Source organism: Nocardia sp. JCM 34519.1, from assembly GCF_020361265.1.
Classification (GTDB): Bacteria; Actinomycetota; Actinomycetes; order Mycobacteriales; family Mycobacteriaceae; genus Nocardia; species Nocardia arthritidis_A.
Genome location: NZ_JAIRBR010000014.1, coordinates 1 through 17,357 on the forward strand (window position 1 = coordinate 1; position 17,357 = coordinate 17,357).

Sequence of the window (17,357 nt, forward strand, 5' to 3'; positions counted from 1 at the left end):
CTGAAACCAACCAACCCACCGGAAAGGGGTCACGATTCATTTGCCGGAAAGTGTCCAGGGTTCAGCTGCCGTTGACAGGGTCGATACAAATGTCGCCTTCTGTCAATACGTCAGCGACCCAGGTGCGAGCTGTATTTCAATACCCTGTCCCGCTCGGCGCCGATATCTCTTCCCAGGACTTCGAATTGACGTTGGTGGACCGGACGGCAGGGATTACCTGGTCTACTCAATTCGCCTGGCAAGGACCCCGATCCTGAACGATCGGCTGGTGGATGCCGATCTGGTACGGCTGAACGCTCCGATTCGTGTACATCCAATTTGCTTGCGGGGTAGCCGTTTTGGTGATCTCAGCTCAGTGGGCGGCTTGGGCTGAGGTGCGCACGTCGGCCAATACTCTGGCGATGTCGTGGCGTGGGAGTTCGATCAGGGGTGGGGTGAGTAGGGGGGCTGGGGTGGTGGCTTGGATGAGGTCTTTGGCTTGGCGTTTGGTCAGGTCGGTGGGTGCGTGGCGGATGAGGGCTTCGCGCCAGGCGTTGCCGATTTTGCCGTGGGCGCGGTGGAGGAGGTCGGAGACCGTTGCGTCGGCGGGGGTGGTGGGGGTGGTGGATTCGGCGTGGACGATCGCGAAGCCGGGGCGTGGGGTGGCGTGTTCGACGCGGAGCCGGAATTTGGTTGATATCAATGATTTCAGGGCTTGGCCGCGCAGGTCGGGGTGGGTGTCGGGGACTACCGCGACGATGTTTCGGCAGTTAGCCGCGAGCAGGACGCGGAGTAGCCAGGCGCCTGGATCTTTGGAGAGGTCCGCGACGATGTCGATGGGGCCGCGGCGGCCGTGGACTTGCGGGATGCCCTTTGCGAGGAGGGTGGCGAGGGTGAGTTTCGGGTGTTCGGCGGTATGCGTCGTCGACCAGCCGTCGCCTACCAGGACTGGCTGATCCGATTGGGCCAGTAGGTATTTCGCGATGTCATCGGGTAGGCCCGATGCGCCTTCGAGGGATTGGGGGCCGTGGGTGTAGATGTTCGCGGCCGCGGCGGAATCCAGTGTGCGCCAACTCTTGGATGTCGGCCGCAGCGCATACCAGTCGGCGGCGCTGCCGACGGCCTGTGCGCCCAGGTATCGGTTGAATTTGGGCAGCATCGCCTCGACGGTCAGGTGCAGTTCGCGAATCGCGTTCTGCACCTTGAGTCCCAGTGCGGGTTGTCGCGCGCTGAATCCGTACGCCAGCAAGAGGCGTGAATTCTCTTTGTCACCAAGACCTTCCAGCCCGCGGGCGAGGAACAGCTTCACACCTTCGGGGGTATATGGCGGATCGGTCACCACTAGGTCGGCGAATCCAGTTGCCGCAGTTGGGAATCCGAGTCGGAAATCGCCGAACAAGCAGCGGGCGGCGACACCGAGCCGGCCCGCCTCGCCAGCGATGAATTCCAGGATCCGCTCATCCAGGTCGACCACGGTGATCTGCGCGTCGCGACAGATCAGCGCGGTGGCGATGGAGGTGAGGTCGTGATCGCCGACGAAGAGCACATGCGCGCCGCGGGTGTCGAAGGTCGATTCCAGCCAAAGCGCCCGTCGCACAACGGTTTCGGCGGTGGCGGACACGTGGTCGATGTCTTGGCGGGCGGCGGGCGCCCGCTCGATCAGCTCCTCGATGAGCCGAACCGTCTCCGCGTGCGCGGCCAGTCGCGCCGCGAGCGGATCCGCCTGCGCCGTCCGGTCGAGCTGTGCGAGATCGAATCGCACCGCATAGTCGTCGGCCCGGCTCACATTCAGCCGGAAGCTCTCGCCCGTCTGCGACAGGTCTTCCCCCAGCGCCGACAGAATCTCCTCGACGCTGCGCCGTGGCACTCCGAGCGATCGAACCAGTTCAGCAAGCGTGTGCTCCCCCTCCGCCAACGCACGGACGACCTCTCTGAGCGGCCGCCCACCGACCCCGGCCGCCGCGACAACCGCTCCGACCTGCTCGATCGGCACTTTGGGTTCGGAATGGTCCAAGTCGCTCACCCAGCCACGATAGTCGCCGCACCCCTACCCGACGCCAGGCGGGACCGCAGCGCTCCAACCCCGCTGCCGGTTCGTCCATCGCACATCGACGAACCGGCAGCGCAAGGTTGGGCTGCCGTCGCGACGACGTTCAGAGCTCAGCATCCCCCAGTAGCGATTCGATCCGGCGATAGGATTCGTAATCCCGGAAATGCCGCGAGTACAGATCGCCCCCCTTCGACAGATCGTCGGTAAGCGACTGGTTCACATCGACAACATGCTTGAGCGAGACCTTGATCAACTCGCCACGCTCGTTCTCGTAGGTCGTCTCCTGCGCTACCGCGGCCTCGTGCGCCAGCTTGCGCGCCTCGTCCTCCGAACCGGCGTACAGCAAGACGAAGTCCTCCTGGTACATCGGCTCGTAGCCGGGCGAATCCGATGTCGACTCATAGACGACGACCGCGATGTACGGACTCCGACTCACCATTGCTTCCTCCTGGTCACTTCTTGAATCGATTGTCGTTGAGCAGTTTCCATGCCTTCTTGTAGTCGGCGCTGTTGCCCTTCTTGATTTCGCCCAGCGTCGCCTGTAGCAGCTGACTCGGGAATTCCCTTCTGATCGAACCCTTTCGGCAACGAGAAATGAACGAGTCGGCCTTGTCGCCCAGATTGTCACCGGCTGTGCAATTGCCGCCGTACTCGGCCAGTTGCACCGCACCGACGGTATCCGCGGCCGGGACCGCGGCGGCGACCTGCGGAGTTGCGAACGCGATCGCACCGGACGCGAATACGATCAGTGTGGCGACAATGGACTTGCGGATGTGTTTCATGGATTTCCTTCATCGGGTGTATCGAACACCGCGGAACCACAGTGTTCACCGGGAATCAGGAGTGCCCGCTCCGAGCCCCGGATCTATGCCGCAGGTGCCGACGTCGCTGCTATACGAGCACCGCTGCGGCGATGGCCGATGCGGGTACCATTGCCAGCGCAGCGATCGGCCTGCGGATGTGTTTCATGGAATCGTTCGTCCTGAGTCGTGATCTGCCGGCAACCGCACCTTCGTGTGGTTCCGGGGTTGGGGAGTGCCCGCTCCCCAACCTCGGTGGCAGCCGCCCGCGCATCATTCCCCCGAAGCTCGAAACCTGGTGTCTTGCAACGGCTCAGCCGACGCATCGAGTCAGCGGGAGCTGATCGGATCCGAAAGCTGTTCCGTCACATACATTGACGCGCCGACACCGTCGGCGGTTCCATCGAATCGCGTTTATCTCGAACCGGATTACGGCAGTGCCGGAAAGGCAAAGCCGACCCGGGGCAGCTCCGAAGACAAGCGTTACTTCTTCGGGTCGGCGACCAGGGTTTTGCCGGGGTTCGGGTCGGGGGCGACGCCGTCGTGGGCGACCAAGGCCTCCTCGCGGCCGAGGGTCGGGCCGATGGCGATCAGGCCGACGATCGGATAGGGGGCGGGCTCGGGTTGAACGTCTTCCAGGCCCAGGGCTTTCGCCGAATCGTTGTTCTTGATGCCGAAGCGGACGCCGGTGTCGGCGATGTAGAAAATGCTGTCCTTGCGACGGCTGTCCGGCTCGATCCCGGTGGTCTGCACGTACGCGCCGGTGCCCGGTTTCATGTAGAACTGGTCGGCGAGCAAGCCCTTATTGTTGGACTGCGCCAGCGTGAGCGGTTTCGCGTTATCGGCCAGCGGCAGGTTCACGCCGGTGATCACCGTCAATTCGGCGCGATCGCCGGAGGAGTCCTTGGCGACGGCCGTTTTGGGCTTCCACGAGATGCAGCTGTCCGGGGCTTCCCTGGCACTGATCAGCTGCGGTGCGACCTCCGGGTAGGTGTCCACCTTCAGCGTTTGCAATTGACTGATTCTGGCGAGCGTGCTCGAGTCGATCATCGAGTTGGTGGACGAGGGCGGGTTGGCGGCGCGAATGAGTTCCGCGGTGAACGGCGAAACCTTTTGCAACCCATCGCGCAATACCGCGTAATTCTCCGTGGTGCCGACGCTGGTGGTGACCTGGACGACGTCACCGATGCGGTGGCCGTTGATGGTGTATGACGGAACACCACCGGGATCGGTTATCGCGGGCGGCTCGATCGCGGGGTATTCCGGAATCGCGTTCAGCAGCCCTTCGCTGATCGGGCGCGGGGTCGCGTTCGCGAGGTTGAGCGCGTAGGTGACGGCGGGATCCTTCATATTCACGCGGGCGCGCCGGTTGTTGTAGATCAGGTAGACCGAATCCTTGCCCTGCACCAGCAGCGCCTTGTCCTTCGGCAGATTCGACGCCTTGTCCCCGAGCTCGATCCCGCCGACGATCACCGTCACCACGCGGTCGGTTCCGGTGTCACCCTTCGGGGCGTCGCAGACCGTCCACGTCTGCCCCTTGCCGTCCTTGTCGAAGTGGATCGAACCGGGTGCGCCGGGAATGCCGATGAGCGAGCCGAGGGGTTTGCTGCCGAGCTCCGACTCCTTGACGGTGACCGGGCTCTCCGACTTGTTCGCGGCGAGCTTGGCCGATGACAGGTTGAGCGCGGGATGCACCACGCCGTCGATCACCGCGTATGCCGTGCCCGAATCCTTGCCGATCAGGATCGAGTGGCTGCCGATCTTGTCCTGCGGCCGCAGCAGTGCGAGCACACCGCATCCGGCGAGTACGACGAACGCCATGATCAATCCCGCCGCATAGGCACGCGACTGGGAGCGCATCGGATCGTGCAGCATTCGCACGTCCCGGCGGACCAGGGCGTGTTCCATGCGGCGCACCAGGAATCGGTAGCCGCTCACCTGCCACCGGGTGGTGGGTTTTGAAGGCATTATTCCTCCCCCGAACAGTGCTCGCGTTCGCCGAACACAGTACAGTTCCCGAGGACTCTTGTTCAGCTCGACCGCCAGGAAACGGTCGGGCCCGGGTACTTGGGGGACAACGATGGCCGAACCTGTCGGGGCGGGACCTCGACCGCTGCTCGGGCGCATCTCGCTGCCGAATCTGCTGGTGGCGCAGGTGATCGGGCTCGTGGCCGGTGCGGGCGCATTGATCGGGGGGCTCGGCCCGCTGCCCGCGCTCGCCATCGGAATCGTCGCGGCGCTGCTGCCGCTGATCCCCATCGCCAAGCGCACCGTGCTCGATTGGATCGGCACCGCGTGGCGCTATCTGACAAGGGGCGATTACGAGCTCGGCGACACCGTCGACTTCCGCGGTTCCGACGGCCGTTCGCTCGGGTTGTACTGGGACGGCAGCCGGGTGGTGACCGTCGTCGAGGTGCTCGCGCCGAGGGGCGGGCTCACCAGGATCGGCCGGACAACCGTGCACGCCTCACACCTGCTTCCGCTGCCGGAACTGGCGAAATGCCTGAACCAGCACGACATTCTGCTCAGCGGCATCGATATCATCAGCCACGGCCACCGCAGCCGCTCCGGCACCCCGGCCGGACCGATCTACGAATCGCTGCTCGGCCCGCTGCCCGCCACCGCGCATCGCACGGTGTGGCTGGCCATCAGCTTCGATGCGCTGGTCTGTCCGGAGGCCGCGGCCCGGCGCGGCGGCGGCGACGAGGGCGCGTCGCGCGCGGTGACCATCGCGACGCAGCGGATCGTGCGCGCGCTGGAGGACGCCGACTGCTATGCCCGCGTGCTCACCGCGCCGGAAATTCGCAAGGCGGTCCTGCAGATCACCGGCGGCTACGATCCGCGGGCGCTCACGCATCGCTGGCGCTATGCCGAGATCGGCAACAGCGTCAATATCGGCAGCGCCGTCGATCCCAAGCGACTCGGCTCGGATCTGCTTGCGCAGCTGTGGGTTGCGCCGTCGCGCGGCACCTCGGTCGCGGTCCGGCTGCGGCCGGGCAGTTCCGCGGAGACGGTGTGCATCGGCGCGGCCTGGCGGCTCACCGCACGGGAGCTGCCGGAACGCGGCAAGCTCAAGGGCATGGTGTCGATGAACGGACGCCACCGCGACGGGCTGCTGGCCCACCTGCCGATCGCGGTCCCCGATCTGGACGGCACCGTGCCGACCATCGAATACCCGATCGAGGTGGTCGGCGCGCTGCACCTGCCGTCCTCCGGCTGCGGCCAGCTGATCGGCTCGGACGACGAGGGCAACGGCGTCGCGGTGCGCATCGTCGGCACCGGCATCTCCACCGTGTACGTGGCGGGCGAGCTGTATCTGGCGCAGCAGCTGGTGTTCCGCGCGCTCGCGGTCGGCGAGCGCATCCTCATCCGCACCGACCGGGCGCATGCCTGGGAGAATCTGGTCACCACCATCGGCAATCCGGAGCGGCTGACAATCGCGGTCGAAACCCACCAGTCCGATGCGGGATTCACGGCCACCGTGGTGGACGGTGTGCTCGCGCCCGCGCCGCACGCCGGTGTCACCACCATCTACGTCACCGGTGATCCGATGGGCTGGCCCGCGACCCGGCCGGATCTGTCGATCCATCAGCCGGGCGCGATCGGCAACCATGTCGTATTGCGAACGGGCACAGCGCAAGTGGATCTGACCCTGGTATCCATTCCGCGCGAGGCCACCTATATCGGCCAGCCGCGCGGGCGCAGGCAACTGGCGGGCAGCCCCAACTGAATGTCAGCCCGGGTACGGATCTTTCACCCGGGCCTCGCGCAAAGTACGCGCCCACCAAGCCAATTGACGCAGCATGCGGGCCGACGCATCGATCGCGGCGCCGTCCGAGGTCTCGCCGCGAGCGTCGAATTGCCGCTTGGCCTGATGGAAGCTGACGGTCTCGCGGATCGAAACCATATGTATTTCGGCGACCACCTGACGCAGCTGTTCGACGGCGCGCAGACCACCGGAGAGCCCGCCGTACGCCACGAATCCGATCGGCTTGGCCCGCCATTCGTGTTTCGCGGTGTCGAACGCGGTCTTCAATGCCGCCGGATATCCGTGGTTGTACTCGGAGGTGATCGCCACGAAGGCGTCGGCGGCGGCCAACCGCGCGCGATAGTCCGCGACCTCGGGTGTTTCGGTGAGGTCGGTGGGCAGCGGCGTATCGATCAGATCGATGACGCCCGTATCGAATTCGGGCCGCTGCCGCACCGTGCGCAGGAACCATTCGGCGACGACCGGAGCGAAACGCTCGGGCCGGACGCTGGCCACGATCACCTCTAGCCGCAGCGGAGTATCCACGGCGCGAGCTTAATCGACCCGGGCAGCAGCGGCGGAACTCGCGCACGGGGACGCCGAGTGCGCCCCTTGCGCGGCTTCGCGGGGCCGATCGTGCACCATATTCACTGGCTATCGGTCTGATGCCCATAGTGTTGTGGGGGTTGACTTCGAGGGAGGGAGGGTCGGCGATGCTCACCGGGAGTTGGCTGTTGATCGAGACGCTCGGTCGCGCCGACACCTGGTCGATGATCGCCGCGGGGACGGCGCCGCGGGCCTGGAAGTCCATTCAACGGGCGGTTCCGTCCCGGCTGCAGCCGGTGATCGGCGCGGTGTACGGATCCGGTGCGCCGATCGATCAGCAGCTGCCGCAGTCGCGGCACGCCTGGTCGGGACGGCGGCTGCTCGCGGTGCCGGTGCTCGGCCGGGATACCCGGGTGCACGCGGTCAAGTTGTGGTTGGGCGACGGTGAGCCGCCCGCGCAGGTGGGTGCGGCGCCGTTCACCATCGACGCACGCACCCGCCGGGTGGACACCCTGCCCGGGCTCGGGCCGCATTTCGCTACCGAGCCGATCAGCTGGCTGGGCGCACAGTCCTACGAGACGATCGAAAGGTTCGACGGCGCACTGGAATTCACCGCGACGCTGGCCCGCTCCAGCCCCGATTCGCGCTGGCTCGGCGTCGCGACCGTGCGGTCGCAGGCCGGTCCGCGCTCGATTCTGCTCGCCGCGCGCAACGGCGGTACGGACGCCACCAGGACGCAATGGTTGGGCGTCGCCGCCGATGTGACCGAAAGCGTTGCGCCACAATCGAAGTCATTCGAGGCGGGCACACTGGACATGTTGCGGGAACGGCAGCCGAACCTGTACCTCGCCATCGTCGATACCGCCCAGGTGCGGCTGATTCGCTGGGTCAGCGAACCGGTGCCCGGACTGCGCTGGTCCGGCGCCGACGAGCGCACCATTCCGCATCCGGCCGATCGCGCCCGAATTCTGGCCGCGCGCGACGAGATTCGGTCCGGAGCCCAGCTCGTGACGCTCGCCGATATCCGGCTGGCCGCCGAAAACGGTTCCTGGATAACGGCGGATCTGGAGATCACCCCGCTGCCCGGCGGCACCCCGGATGCGGAAATCCCCGAATTCGCGCTGGTGCAAATGGAGATCAGGAGTTCTTCGCCCGGGGATCGCCCCCTATGAACGCACCAGCCTGGCGATGGCGTCGGTGGCCTCCTTGATCTTGGCTTCGGCCTCGGGGCCACCGGCGACGGCCGCGTCGACGACACAGTGGCTGATGTGGTCCTCGAGCAGCCCCATCGCGACCGCCTGCAGCGCCTTGGTCATGGCGGAGACCTGCGTCAGGATATCGATGCAGTACTTCTCCTCCTCGACCATCCGCTGCAGTCCGCGGGCCTGGCCCTCGATCCGGCGCAGCCGCTTGAGGTAGTCGTCCTTGGCGGTGATGTAACCGTGCGTGGAGTGGTCGTGTGTGCCGTGGTCCTGAGTGGGTGTTGTCACCGACGATCTCCTCGCTGCCTGCCGATTTATACCCCCATAGGGTACAGGGGGACTGGCGAATTGTCAGGTCACGGGCACCCGTTGCGCGGGTGTGGGGAGCGAGACGGGAGAATCTGCCCATGAGTTCGCTTTCCCGGCCCGCCCTCGCCGTCATCGGCGGCAGCGGTTTCTACGATTTCTTCGACAACGACGCGACCGAGGTCGAGGTCGACACCCCCTACGGCGCGCCGAGCGCGCCGATCGCGGCCGGGGAGGTGGCAGGCCGTCCCGTCGCCTTCCTGCCGCGGCACGGCAAACAGCACGAATTCGCCCCGCATACGCTGCCGTACCGGGCCAATATGTGGGCGTTGCGCTCGCTGGGCGTGCGCCGGATCTTCGCGCCGTGCGCGGTCGGCAGCCTGCGCGCCGACTGGGGTCCCGGCACGGTCGCGGTGCCCGACCAACTGGTCGACCGCACCTCGGGCCGCCCGCAGAGCTACTTCGACGGCGGCGGCGTCCACGTCTCCTTCGCCGACCCCTACTGCGATGAATTGCGCACCGCCGCAATCAAATCCGCCACCGATGCGCTGCCCATGAAGACCCAGGGCACCATGGTGGTCGTGCAGGGCCCGCGCTTTTCTACCCGCGCCGAGAGCCGCTGGTTCGCCGGGCAGGGCTGGGAACTGGTGAACATGACCGGCCATCCGGAGGCGGTACTCGCTCGTGAACTCGAAATGTGCTATGCCGCAGTAGCTTTGATCACCGACCTGGATGCGGGCCTGGAGGAGGGCGACGGTGTGCACGCACTCGACGTCTTCGCCGAATTCAAGAAGAATATGGTGCCGTTCAAGGAATTGATCCGCCGCGCGGTATCGGGGGTCACCGGCACCGACACCTGCGATCGCTGCCGTGTCCACACCGGAGTGTCGCTGCCGTTCGAACTACCCTGAGCTGATGCGCGTGCTGGTGACCGGGGCCGCCGGATTCCTCGGTTCGGCGGTGCGCCCGGCGCTGGCCGCCGCCGGGCACGAGGTCGTCGCCGCCGACCTGCTCGCTGGGACGAATACCGAACCGCCGGAAGGTATTTCGCGAGTAGATGTGCGTGATGCCGCGGCGCTGGAGCCGCTGCTGCGCGGCATCGACGTGGTCTGCCACCTGGCCGCGATAACCGATGCCACCGGCCCGGCCGGATTCGCGGCGCACAACGACCTCGGCACCGCCGTCCTACTCGGCGCGATGGAGCGGGCGCGGGTCCGGCATCTGGTCCTCGCATCGTCCATCGTCGTCTACGGCGAAGGGCGCTACCGGGACCGCGGCGGCGCGACGTACTTTCCAGGACTGCGCCGCCGCGCCGATCTCGACCGCGGGCTCTACGATAATCGCGCACCACGCACCGGCGAAATACTCACCTGGGAACCGGTCACCGAGGACGCACCGCAGCGGCCGCGCGGCTGGTACGGATCCAGTAAGGCCGCGCAGGAAAACTATTCGTTCGCTTGGGGTTTGGCGACCGGAGGCGGAGTGACGGCGCTGCGTTTCCACGCCATCTACGGGCCCGGCGCCCGCGGCGGCTGGGCAGCCCGATACCGCGACGAACTCGACGCCGGACGTCCACCGCAGGTGCAGGAGGACGGTGGACAGGTGCGCGACTTCGTCCATCTCCGTGACGCCGTCAAGGCACTGGTCGCCGCGGTGGACCGGCGCTTACCCGGCTTCGTCCCGCTGAATATCGGCTCAGGGCAACCGATCACGCTGTGGGAGGTCGCATCGATCATGGCCAAGGCGCGGGGCGGGCCGACACCGGTGGTGACCGGGCGATACCAGCTCGCCGATGTTCGGCATATCGTTGCCTCGATCGAAAAGGCGAAGCGGGCACTGGGTTTCGCACCGAGCGCGGGTCCGGTCGAGATTTTCACCGAATACGGTGCGGCGTCGAGGGTTTCCGACTCGGAGTGAGATCGCGTTCCGGCTGGACCCCGCTAGGCATCGCCGGAGTACGCGCTCTGCAACGCATTCCGAATATGACGCAGAAACGCTCTGGCCGCAGGACTCACCGTCGGCTCACCGCGGTGCGCCAGGCCGATGCGCGCACGCAGGCTCAGCCCTTCGATCGGCGTAGCGCGAACGTCCGGATGCCGCCGCGCCACGGACAGCGGCAGGATCGCCACGCCGAGACCGCACCCGGCCAGCCGGGCCAGCATATGCGGGTCACCCGCCTCGAACACCACCCGAGGCGCGAAACCGGCACGCGCACAGGCGGAATCGAATTCGGCGCGCAGGCCGCCGCCGGGCGGCAGGCAGATCAGATCGCGTTCGGCCAGCGCCGCCAGCGTGGCCGCGCCCTCCGGCTCGGTCGCCGCCACCACCGCGACCACCGGCTCGTCGGCGACGATCTCGACGACGACGCCGTCTGGCAGCGCCGGACCCAGCCCGACGAGTGTGAGATCGAGTCTGCCTGAACGCAATAGCTCCAGCGCCAGCTCGGGACCGTTCTCGGAGAGCGTGATCTCCACCCCCGGATGCGCGCGGTGGAAGTCGGCGAGCAGTTGGGGCAGGTCGAATGCCGATACCGATGCGGTCACCCCGAGCCGCAGATGACCGCGCACCAGCCCGGTCAGCTCCGCGACCGCTTGCCGCGCATCGGAATAAGCCTGCAGCGCCGCCCGCGCGTACGGCAGCACGGCCCGGCCCGCCTCGGTCGGGACGACGGCGCGCGCGGACCGGTCCAGCAGCACGGCTCCGAGATCGCCCTCCAGCTTGCGGATTTGGGCGCTCAGACCCGATTGGGCGACGTGCATCCGGTCCGCGGCTCTGGTGAAGTTCGCCTCCTCCACCACGGCGACGAAGTATTCCAATCGGCGTAACTCCATATCCAGCAATGCTAGTTCCGATCACAATCAGCTGTTGGACTGCTGGAAGCGCGAGGCGCAGGCTGAGAACAAGCGACAGATGGAGTGAGAATCATGGGAGAGCAGAACATCGTCATCGCCGGTGCCGGAATCGGCGGTTTGACCGCGGCACTCAGCCTGCACGCCAAGGGAATCCAGGCCACCGTCATCGAAAGCGCGCGCACCATCGCGCCGCTCGGCGTCGGCATCAACGTGCAATCGGAGGCGGTGGCCGTGCTGACCGAACTCGGCCTCGGCGATCAGTTGGCCGCGACCGGCGTGGCGACGGCCGAGTACATCTACTGCGACCGGCACGGCAACCGGATCCTGACCGAATCCCGCGGCCGCGCGGCGGGGCATGCGGCGCCGCAATATTCGATCCACCGCGGCGAACTACAGCTGCTGCTGCTCGACGCGGTGCGCGAACGCCTCGGCGCCGACGCCGTGCGGACGGGTACCCAGCTGACGGATCTGCGTCAGGATGGGCGATCGGTGCGGATAACCACCCTCGACCGGAACAGCGGCGGCCACGTAACCGAGACGGCAGACCTGCTGATCGGTGCGGACGGACTGCATTCGGCGGTGCGCGCCCGGCTGCATCCGGACCGGATGCGGCTGCACTGGTCGGGTCTGCGGATGTGGCGCGGCATGGCGGAAGCCGATTCGTTCCTGACCGGGCAATCCATGGTGATCGTCAATGGTGGCCCGACCCGTCTGGTGGCCTATCCGATCTCGAGCCGTACCGCACCTGGCCGTTCTCTGGTGAATTGGGTTGCGCTGGTATCGGTTTCCGAACCGGGCTGGCTGGACAACGACGCCGGCTTCAACCGCGCCGGTAGCGCCGACGACGCGCTGCCCCACGTCGCCGATTTCGCCCTTGGCTGGCTGGATGTGCCGGGACTCGTCGCGGCGAGCACCGACATTCTGGAATACCCGATGGTCGACCGCGACCCGCTGCCCTGGTGGGGGCGCGGCCGCGTGACGCTGCTCGGTGACGCCGCACATCCGATGTATCCGGTGGGCGCACTCGGCGGCACCCAGGCCATCCTCGACGCGGGTGCGCTCGCCGACGAACTCGCCGTCGGCGACGATCCGGCCGATGCCCTGATCCGCTACGAAAACCGCCGCCGCGAACCGACTTCCACGGTCGTCCTCGCCAACCGGCAGTACGACCTACAGGAGCGAACGGGCGCCGACGCGGTCCGAGTCATCGATGACTATCAGAAAACCATTGCCACCGCGTCCAGGCCCTGAGCCCGGAAGACCTGTTCCCGCATGGCATTCGGCTTCTCGCGATGGCGCGCGAGGCCGAATGCCGTGCGCGAGGATCAGCCGTGCCAGCGCCGGTAGACCGAGGCCGCGCCGGGGTGCAGCGGAATGGTCCCCGTGTTGATCAGCGAGCGCCCGTCCAGGAACTGGGTGCCCGCGGCCTCCGCCGGAACCAGCGAATCCGCTTTGTACACAAGCAGTTCCACCAGAGCGGCGGCCGTGCTGTCGGCCATCGCCGCCGAGGCGAGCAGCAGGTTCGTCACGCCTATCGTGCGCACGGCGGGCGCGCCCGGGTACGCGGTCGCGGGGATGTCGACGCGGTCGTACACCGGTCCGAAGAGTTCCCGCATCGGCGCGGCCAGGTCGCCGAGATCGATGAGGCGCAGGTGGGCAGGCACCTCCAGCAGCGTCGTCGGTACGCCGCCCGCCCACAGCAGCGCGTCGGCGTCGCCGCTCAGCACGCTCGACACCGAATCGCGCAGCGGGCGGTGGGTTATCTCCACATCGCTGTCCGGGTCGAGGCCCGCGGCGCGCAGGATCCTGGTTCCGGTGAGCGCGGCGCCGGAGCCCTCGGCGCCCCAGTTCAACCGCAGGCCGCGCAGATCGGCGACGGCGTGGATCGGGCTGTCCTTGCGCACCGCCATCTGCAGGTAGTTCTCGTATACGCGGCCGAGCGCGAGCACCTGCTCATCGGAGCGGCCGACCGAATCGGCAAGTGTCAGTGCGGCATCCACCCGGCCGCCGGCGAGCATCGTCAGATTGTCCTGCGATCCGGCGGTGGTCACCACATCGATGTGGATGGTGCCGTCGCCGGCCGCGGCCATCTTCCTGGCGAACGCCTCGTAGAAGCCGCCGACCTCCCCCGAGGCCAGCCGCACTCGCCCCGCTCCCCCGTCGGGCCCGCATCCGGCCAGCCCGAGCGCGGCGAGTCCCGCCGCCGCGAGAAATCGCCGCCGGTTCATTCCGGTACCACCGCCGGTAGCCGGATGATCACCGAAAGTCCCTGCGGCTGCGCGGCTTCCACCGTCAAGGTGCCGCCGCGGGCCTGGGTGAGGGCCGCGGCGATGGGCAGGCCGAGCCCGGAACCGCCCGCGGGCGCGGTGGAGCCACGGAAGAAACGGGTTGTCAACTTGTCGATCTCACCGTCGGGTACGCCGGACCCGTTGTCGCGCACCATGATCGTCACCCACACCAGATCGGTGACGACGGTGACCACGACGCGGGCGCCCGGTCCGGCGTAGCGGCTCGAATTGCTCAGCGGCACATCGAGAATCTGCGCGAGCACGTCGGCGGAGACCGCGACATCCGCGTGCGCCATCACGGTGGCCGAGGTCAGCTCCTGCCCGGCGCTCTCGTACGCGGAATGCCAGGCATCGATCCGGTCGGCGACGACTTGCACCGCGTCGCAATGGTTATCGGCCTCGGTGCCGTTGTGCGCCGCGTCGAATGCGGCGGGCGTCTCCGCGACGGCGAGGTTCAGCAGCCCGTCCAGCAGCGCGGTGAGCCGGTCCACCTCGGCGCTGGCGCCGCGGAAGGTGGCACGCGCGCGCTCCGGAATATCGCACTCCAGCGAATCGAGTCGAATAGTCAAGGCGGCCAATGGGTTTCGCATGGCGTGCGCGGTATCGGCGACCAGTTGCCGCTGCGCGTCCACCGAATCGGCGACGGCAAGCGCCATCACGTCGAAGGATTCGGCCACCTTGCGCATCTCCGGCGGACCGCCGTGCCTGCGCGCGATGGAGACCGGCGCGGGCGCGTCCGGACGCGGCTTCGGCAGCGTCGCGGTCAATTCCGCGACCGCGTGCGAAAGCGCCGCAAGCGGCCGCAACACCCAGCGGCTCAGGGTGAGCGCCAGCAATGTGAAGAAGGCCATCGCGGCGGCGGCGCCGAGCGCGATCACCGCCCAATCCTCGGCGATATCGGCGCGGGCCCGCGCGGTGGACGCCTGGATCACCACCGCGCCGTTGACCTGCAGACCGGTGCCGACCGGCCGGGCGATCAGCATGGTGGGCCTGCTCCACGGGGTGAGCCGGTCGGCGGCCTGCGGGCGCTGGTTACGCCGGGCGGCGGCCACCGCGGCCGCGACGTCGGGATCGTCGATATCGGCGCCCGCGTTCACGCTCACCTCGCCCGTGGCGTCGACGATCAGCACGTTCTCACCGTAGAGGTCGTGATACCTGCCGACCTCATCGCTGAGCATGCGCACATCGCCCGCCGCCTCGCCCGCATCGGCGAGGGTGGCGAAACGGTCGGCGTCACCGGAGCGGCCGAGCACCAGTTCCTGCGTCCGGCTGGTGGCGACGGTCAACGACAGCGGTACCGCGAAGGCGAGCACCGCGATGGCCGCGAACACCGTCAAGGCTATGAGCAGGCGTCGCCGCATCCCGCTGCCTCGCGCCGCTGGACCGTCCCCCTGGATAGCTCGGTCGTCACTGCCCCCACCGATATCCGTAACCGCGAATGGTGGTGATCAATCCCGGCCTGCGCAGCTTCGCGCGCAGGCCAGTCATGTGCACATCCAAGGTCCGCGAGACCGCGACGAACGCATCCCCCCAGATTCGATCCATCAACTGCTGCCTGCTCACCGCGGCGCCCGGCCGTTCGACCAGCGCCTCGACCAATTCGAATTCCTTCTGGGTCAAGGCGATCGGCTCACCGCCCACCTCGACGACCCGGGCCGCGAGGTCGACCCGCACATCCCCGGTGATCACCTCGGATCGCGCGGGCTGCGCCGCGACCGCCGCGCGCCGCATCACGGTCTCCAGCCGGGCCATCAGCTCGGCGATGCGCGGCGGCTTCACCAGATAGTCGTCGGCCCCGCCGCGCAGTCCGCGCACGATGGACCGCTCATCGCTGCGCGCGGTGAGGATCAGCACCGGCACCGAGCTGACCTCGCGCAGCTGACGCAGCACCTGCAGCCCGTCGCCGTCCGGCAGACCCAGATCCAGGATCACCGCATCATAACCGCGGTGCGCGGTGAGCAGGTCGGCGCCGCGGCGCTTGCGCTCGGCCTGATAACCACGGGCGTTCAGCGCCTCTACCAGGGCATCGCCAACACCGTCGTCATCTTCGACCACCGCAAGCCGCACGCGCCGATCCTCGCACAGCGAAGGCTCGGCGCGCACGGCCGGATCGGGCGCGGTCTCAGTGAGTGGGTGTGAACTCACGATTCGGCTCGGATGCGATGGTTCCCGAGGCGCTCTCGGCGTCGATGGGCGATTCGTCCGAGGTCTCCCGCATGAAGAGGTAGGTGACCAGCGAGACCAGGATGCAGGCGGCGACGTACCAGAAGTACACCGACTCGTGCTTGTGATCCTTCAGCCACAGCGCGATGTACTCCGCGGTGCCACCGAAGATGGCGACGGTCAGCGCGTAGGGCAGGCCGACGCCGAGCGCGCGGATCTTGGTCGGGAACAGCTCGGCCTTCACGATCGCGTTGATCGAGGTGTAGCCGGAGATGATGATCAGCGCCAGCATCATCAGGGCCCATGCCGCCACCGTATTCCTGGTGTGCGCGAGCACCGACATGATCGGCACGGTCAGCAGCGTGCCGCCGACACCGAAGAAGATGAGCAGCTTGCGCCGGCCGATCCGGTCGGAGAGCGCGCCGGCCAGCGGCTGCAACACCACGAACACAAGCAGCGCGACGAAATTGATCCACGCCGCGGTGCCCTTGGGGATGTGCGAGGTGTTGATCATGAACTTCTGCATGTACGTCGTGTACGTGTAGAAGGCCACGGTGCCGCCGAGCGTCAAACCGACGACGAGCAGGCACTCCTTCGGATAATCCAGCAGCATGCGCAGGGAACCGCGCTGCGCCTTCGGCTTTGACAGCTCGACGCCGATCGCGGAAGCCACATCGTTGGTGTTGCCGATCAGCGGCATGGATTCGACCTCGGCCTTGAACTGCTCGGACTCATCCATATGCCGCCGCAGCCACATGACGATGAGCGCGCCCGCCGCGCCGATGAGGAACGGGATGCGCCAACCCCAGTTGGTCATCTGCGCGTCGGTGATGAACTGCTGCAACACGATCTGCACACCGAGCGCGACCAGCTGACCAGCCACCAGCGTCACGTACTGGAAGCTGGAGTAGAACCCGCGCTTACCCGTCGATGCCACCTCGGACAAATACGTTGCGCTGGTTGCGTATTCGCCGCCGACCGAAAGCCCTTGCAGCAGACGGGCGATCAGCAGCACCGCGGGCGCGAGCAGCCCGATGGTCTGATAGCCGGGCGTCACCGCGATCAGCAGCGAGCCCGCCGCCATCACCGTCACCGACAGCGTCAGCGCCGAGCGACGGCCGAACCGGTCCGCGTAGCGGCCCAACAGCCAGCCGCCGATCGGCCGCATCAGGAAGCCCACCGCGAACACCGCCGCGGTGGACATCAGCTCAGCGGTCGCATTGCCCTTGGGGAAGAACGCTTTCGCGAAATAGACGCTGAACGCGGCATAGACGTACCAGTCGTACCATTCGACGAGATTGCCGATGGAACCGCGCAAAACATTCGCGACGACCCGGCGCTCGCCCGTGGGCTGTGTCGTAGTCACTGAACCTCCTCCATCTAACGCAGCGGTGCGTCAGTGAACGAGTGTGGCTGCCCTCAC

Annotated in this window: 16 protein-coding genes; 5 read left to right on the forward strand and 11 right to left on the reverse strand. The window is 67.2% G+C overall.

Going from position 1 to position 17,357, the window contains the following annotated elements; genetic code table 11:
• Positions 1 to 352 precede the first annotated feature (352 nt).
• From LGY53_RS28845 to eccB, 4 genes are all read right to left on the reverse strand, one after another.
• On the reverse strand, positions 353 to 2,002 hold the full coding sequence (locus LGY53_RS28845; protein WP_225729850.1) for a bis-aminopropyl spermidine synthase family protein: 1,650 nt from the start codon (positions 2,000 to 2,002) through the stop codon (positions 353 to 355).
• Positions 2,003 to 2,132: 130 nt separating this feature from the next.
• Positions 2,133 to 2,468: a DUF4288 domain-containing protein gene (locus tag LGY53_RS28850; RefSeq protein ID WP_167472204.1), complete on the reverse strand. Its 336-nt coding sequence runs from the start codon at positions 2,466 to 2,468 to the stop codon at positions 2,133 to 2,135.
• 13 nt (positions 2,469 to 2,481) lie between these two features.
• A complete protein-coding gene (locus LGY53_RS28855; protein ID WP_225729851.1) occupies positions 2,482 to 2,811 on the reverse strand; it encodes a hypothetical protein in 330 nt (109 codons plus the stop codon).
• 501 nt (positions 2,812 to 3,312) lie between these two features.
• Entirely contained in the window at positions 3,313 to 4,797 is a 1,485-nt protein-coding gene (gene eccB / locus LGY53_RS28860) for a type VII secretion protein EccB (protein WP_225729852.1), read from the reverse strand.
• A gap of 112 nt (positions 4,798 to 4,909) precedes the next feature.
• Here eccB and eccE point away from each other — a divergent pair, with 112 nt between their 5' ends.
• Complete coding sequence (eccE, locus tag LGY53_RS28865) at positions 4,910 to 6,559, forward strand: type VII secretion protein EccE (RefSeq protein WP_225729853.1); 1,650 nt, start codon at positions 4,910 to 4,912, stop codon at positions 6,557 to 6,559.
• Positions 6,560 to 6,562: 3 nt separating this feature from the next.
• Here eccE and LGY53_RS28870 read toward each other — a convergent pair whose 3' ends face one another.
• Positions 6,563 to 7,123 (reverse strand): NADPH-dependent FMN reductase, encoded by a 561-nt coding sequence (locus LGY53_RS28870; protein WP_167472200.1) that lies wholly within the window; start codon positions 7,121 to 7,123, stop codon positions 6,563 to 6,565.
• Positions 7,124 to 7,290: 167 nt separating this feature from the next.
• On the opposite strand from LGY53_RS28870, the gene LGY53_RS28875 reads away from it, so the two are divergent.
• Positions 7,291 to 8,295, forward strand: coding sequence for a GAF domain-containing protein (locus LGY53_RS28875; protein WP_225729854.1), 1,005 nt, complete (start codon positions 7,291 to 7,293; stop codon positions 8,293 to 8,295).
• Here the strand turns inward: LGY53_RS28875 and LGY53_RS28880 are convergent.
• Positions 8,290 to 8,613, reverse strand: a complete 324-nt coding sequence (locus tag LGY53_RS28880; protein WP_308103008.1) for a metal-sensitive transcriptional regulator — start codon at positions 8,611 to 8,613, stop codon at positions 8,290 to 8,292. The genes LGY53_RS28875 and LGY53_RS28880 overlap by 6 nt on opposite strands.
• Before the next feature lie 119 nt (positions 8,614 to 8,732).
• On the opposite strand from LGY53_RS28880, the gene LGY53_RS28885 reads away from it, so the two are divergent.
• Positions 8,733 to 9,542: an S-methyl-5'-thioadenosine phosphorylase gene (locus tag LGY53_RS28885; RefSeq protein WP_225729855.1), complete on the forward strand. Its 810-nt coding sequence runs from the start codon at positions 8,733 to 8,735 to the stop codon at positions 9,540 to 9,542.
• Positions 9,543 to 9,546: 4 nt separating this feature from the next.
• Entirely contained in the window at positions 9,547 to 10,548 is a 1,002-nt protein-coding gene (locus LGY53_RS28890; protein ID WP_225729856.1) for an NAD(P)-dependent oxidoreductase, read from the forward strand.
• A 23-nt stretch (positions 10,549 to 10,571) separates the two neighbouring features.
• On the opposite strand, the gene LGY53_RS28895 is transcribed toward LGY53_RS28890, so the two are convergent.
• Positions 10,572 to 11,462, reverse strand: a complete 891-nt coding sequence (locus tag LGY53_RS28895; protein WP_225729857.1) for a LysR family transcriptional regulator — start codon at positions 11,460 to 11,462, stop codon at positions 10,572 to 10,574.
• 93 nt (positions 11,463 to 11,555) lie between these two features.
• Between LGY53_RS28895 and LGY53_RS28900 the strand changes: the two genes are divergently transcribed.
• Positions 11,556 to 12,734 (forward strand): FAD-dependent monooxygenase, encoded by a 1,179-nt coding sequence (locus LGY53_RS28900; protein ID WP_225729858.1) that lies wholly within the window; start codon positions 11,556 to 11,558, stop codon positions 12,732 to 12,734.
• A 74-nt stretch (positions 12,735 to 12,808) separates the two neighbouring features.
• On the opposite strand, the gene LGY53_RS28905 is transcribed toward LGY53_RS28900, so the two are convergent.
• The 4 genes from LGY53_RS28905 to LGY53_RS28920 are packed head-to-tail and all read right to left on the reverse strand — an operon-like array spanning position 12,809 to position 17,300.
• Positions 12,809 to 13,711, reverse strand: coding sequence for a TAXI family TRAP transporter solute-binding subunit (locus LGY53_RS28905; RefSeq protein ID WP_225729859.1), 903 nt, complete (start codon positions 13,709 to 13,711; stop codon positions 12,809 to 12,811).
• A complete protein-coding gene (locus tag LGY53_RS28910; RefSeq protein WP_225729860.1) occupies positions 13,708 to 15,132 on the reverse strand; it encodes a HAMP domain-containing sensor histidine kinase in 1,425 nt (474 codons plus the stop codon). The genes LGY53_RS28905 and LGY53_RS28910 overlap by 4 nt, the downstream gene beginning before the upstream one ends.
• A gap of 46 nt (positions 15,133 to 15,178) precedes the next feature.
• Positions 15,179 to 15,838 carry a response regulator transcription factor gene (locus tag LGY53_RS28915; protein WP_225729861.1) on the reverse strand — a complete coding sequence of 220 codons (660 nt, stop codon included), beginning with the start codon at positions 15,836 to 15,838 and terminating at the stop codon, positions 15,179 to 15,181.
• Between the two features lie 55 nt (positions 15,839 to 15,893).
• Positions 15,894 to 17,300, reverse strand: a complete 1,407-nt coding sequence (locus tag LGY53_RS28920) for an MFS transporter (protein ID WP_225729862.1) — start codon at positions 17,298 to 17,300, stop codon at positions 15,894 to 15,896.
• Between the last annotated feature and the right edge of the window lie 57 nt (positions 17,301 to 17,357).

Bases quoted from the DNA above. Each gene is read 5' to 3' on its own strand.
- LGY53_RS28885 (WP_225729855.1), top strand. From the start codon at position 8,733: ATGAGTTCGCTTTCCCGGCCCGCCCTCGCCGTCATCGGCGGCAGCGGT.
- eccE (WP_225729853.1), top strand. From the start codon at position 4,910: ATGGCCGAACCTGTCGGGGCGGGACCTCGACCGCTGCTCGGGCGCATC.
- LGY53_RS28905 (WP_225729859.1), bottom strand. From the start codon at position 13,711: ATGAACCGGCGGCGATTTCTCGCGGCGGCGGGACTCGCCGCGCTCGGG.
- eccB (WP_225729852.1), bottom strand. From the start codon at position 4,797: ATGCCTTCAAAACCCACCACCCGGTGGCAGGTGAGCGGCTACCGATTC.
- LGY53_RS28875 (WP_225729854.1), top strand. From the start codon at position 7,291: ATGCTCACCGGGAGTTGGCTGTTGATCGAGACGCTCGGTCGCGCCGAC.
- LGY53_RS28900 (WP_225729858.1), top strand. From the start codon at position 11,556: ATGGGAGAGCAGAACATCGTCATCGCCGGTGCCGGAATCGGCGGTTTG.
- LGY53_RS28910 (WP_225729860.1), bottom strand. From the start codon at position 15,132: ATGCGGCGACGCCTGCTCATAGCCTTGACGGTGTTCGCGGCCATCGCG.
- LGY53_RS28850 (WP_167472204.1), bottom strand. From the start codon at position 2,468: ATGGTGAGTCGGAGTCCGTACATCGCGGTCGTCGTCTATGAGTCGACA.
- LGY53_RS28890 (WP_225729856.1), top strand. From the start codon at position 9,547: ATGCGCGTGCTGGTGACCGGGGCCGCCGGATTCCTCGGTTCGGCGGTG.
- LGY53_RS28855 (WP_225729851.1), bottom strand. From the start codon at position 2,811: ATGAAACACATCCGCAAGTCCATTGTCGCCACACTGATCGTATTCGCG.
- LGY53_RS28895 (WP_225729857.1), bottom strand. From the start codon at position 11,462: ATGGAGTTACGCCGATTGGAATACTTCGTCGCCGTGGTGGAGGAGGCG.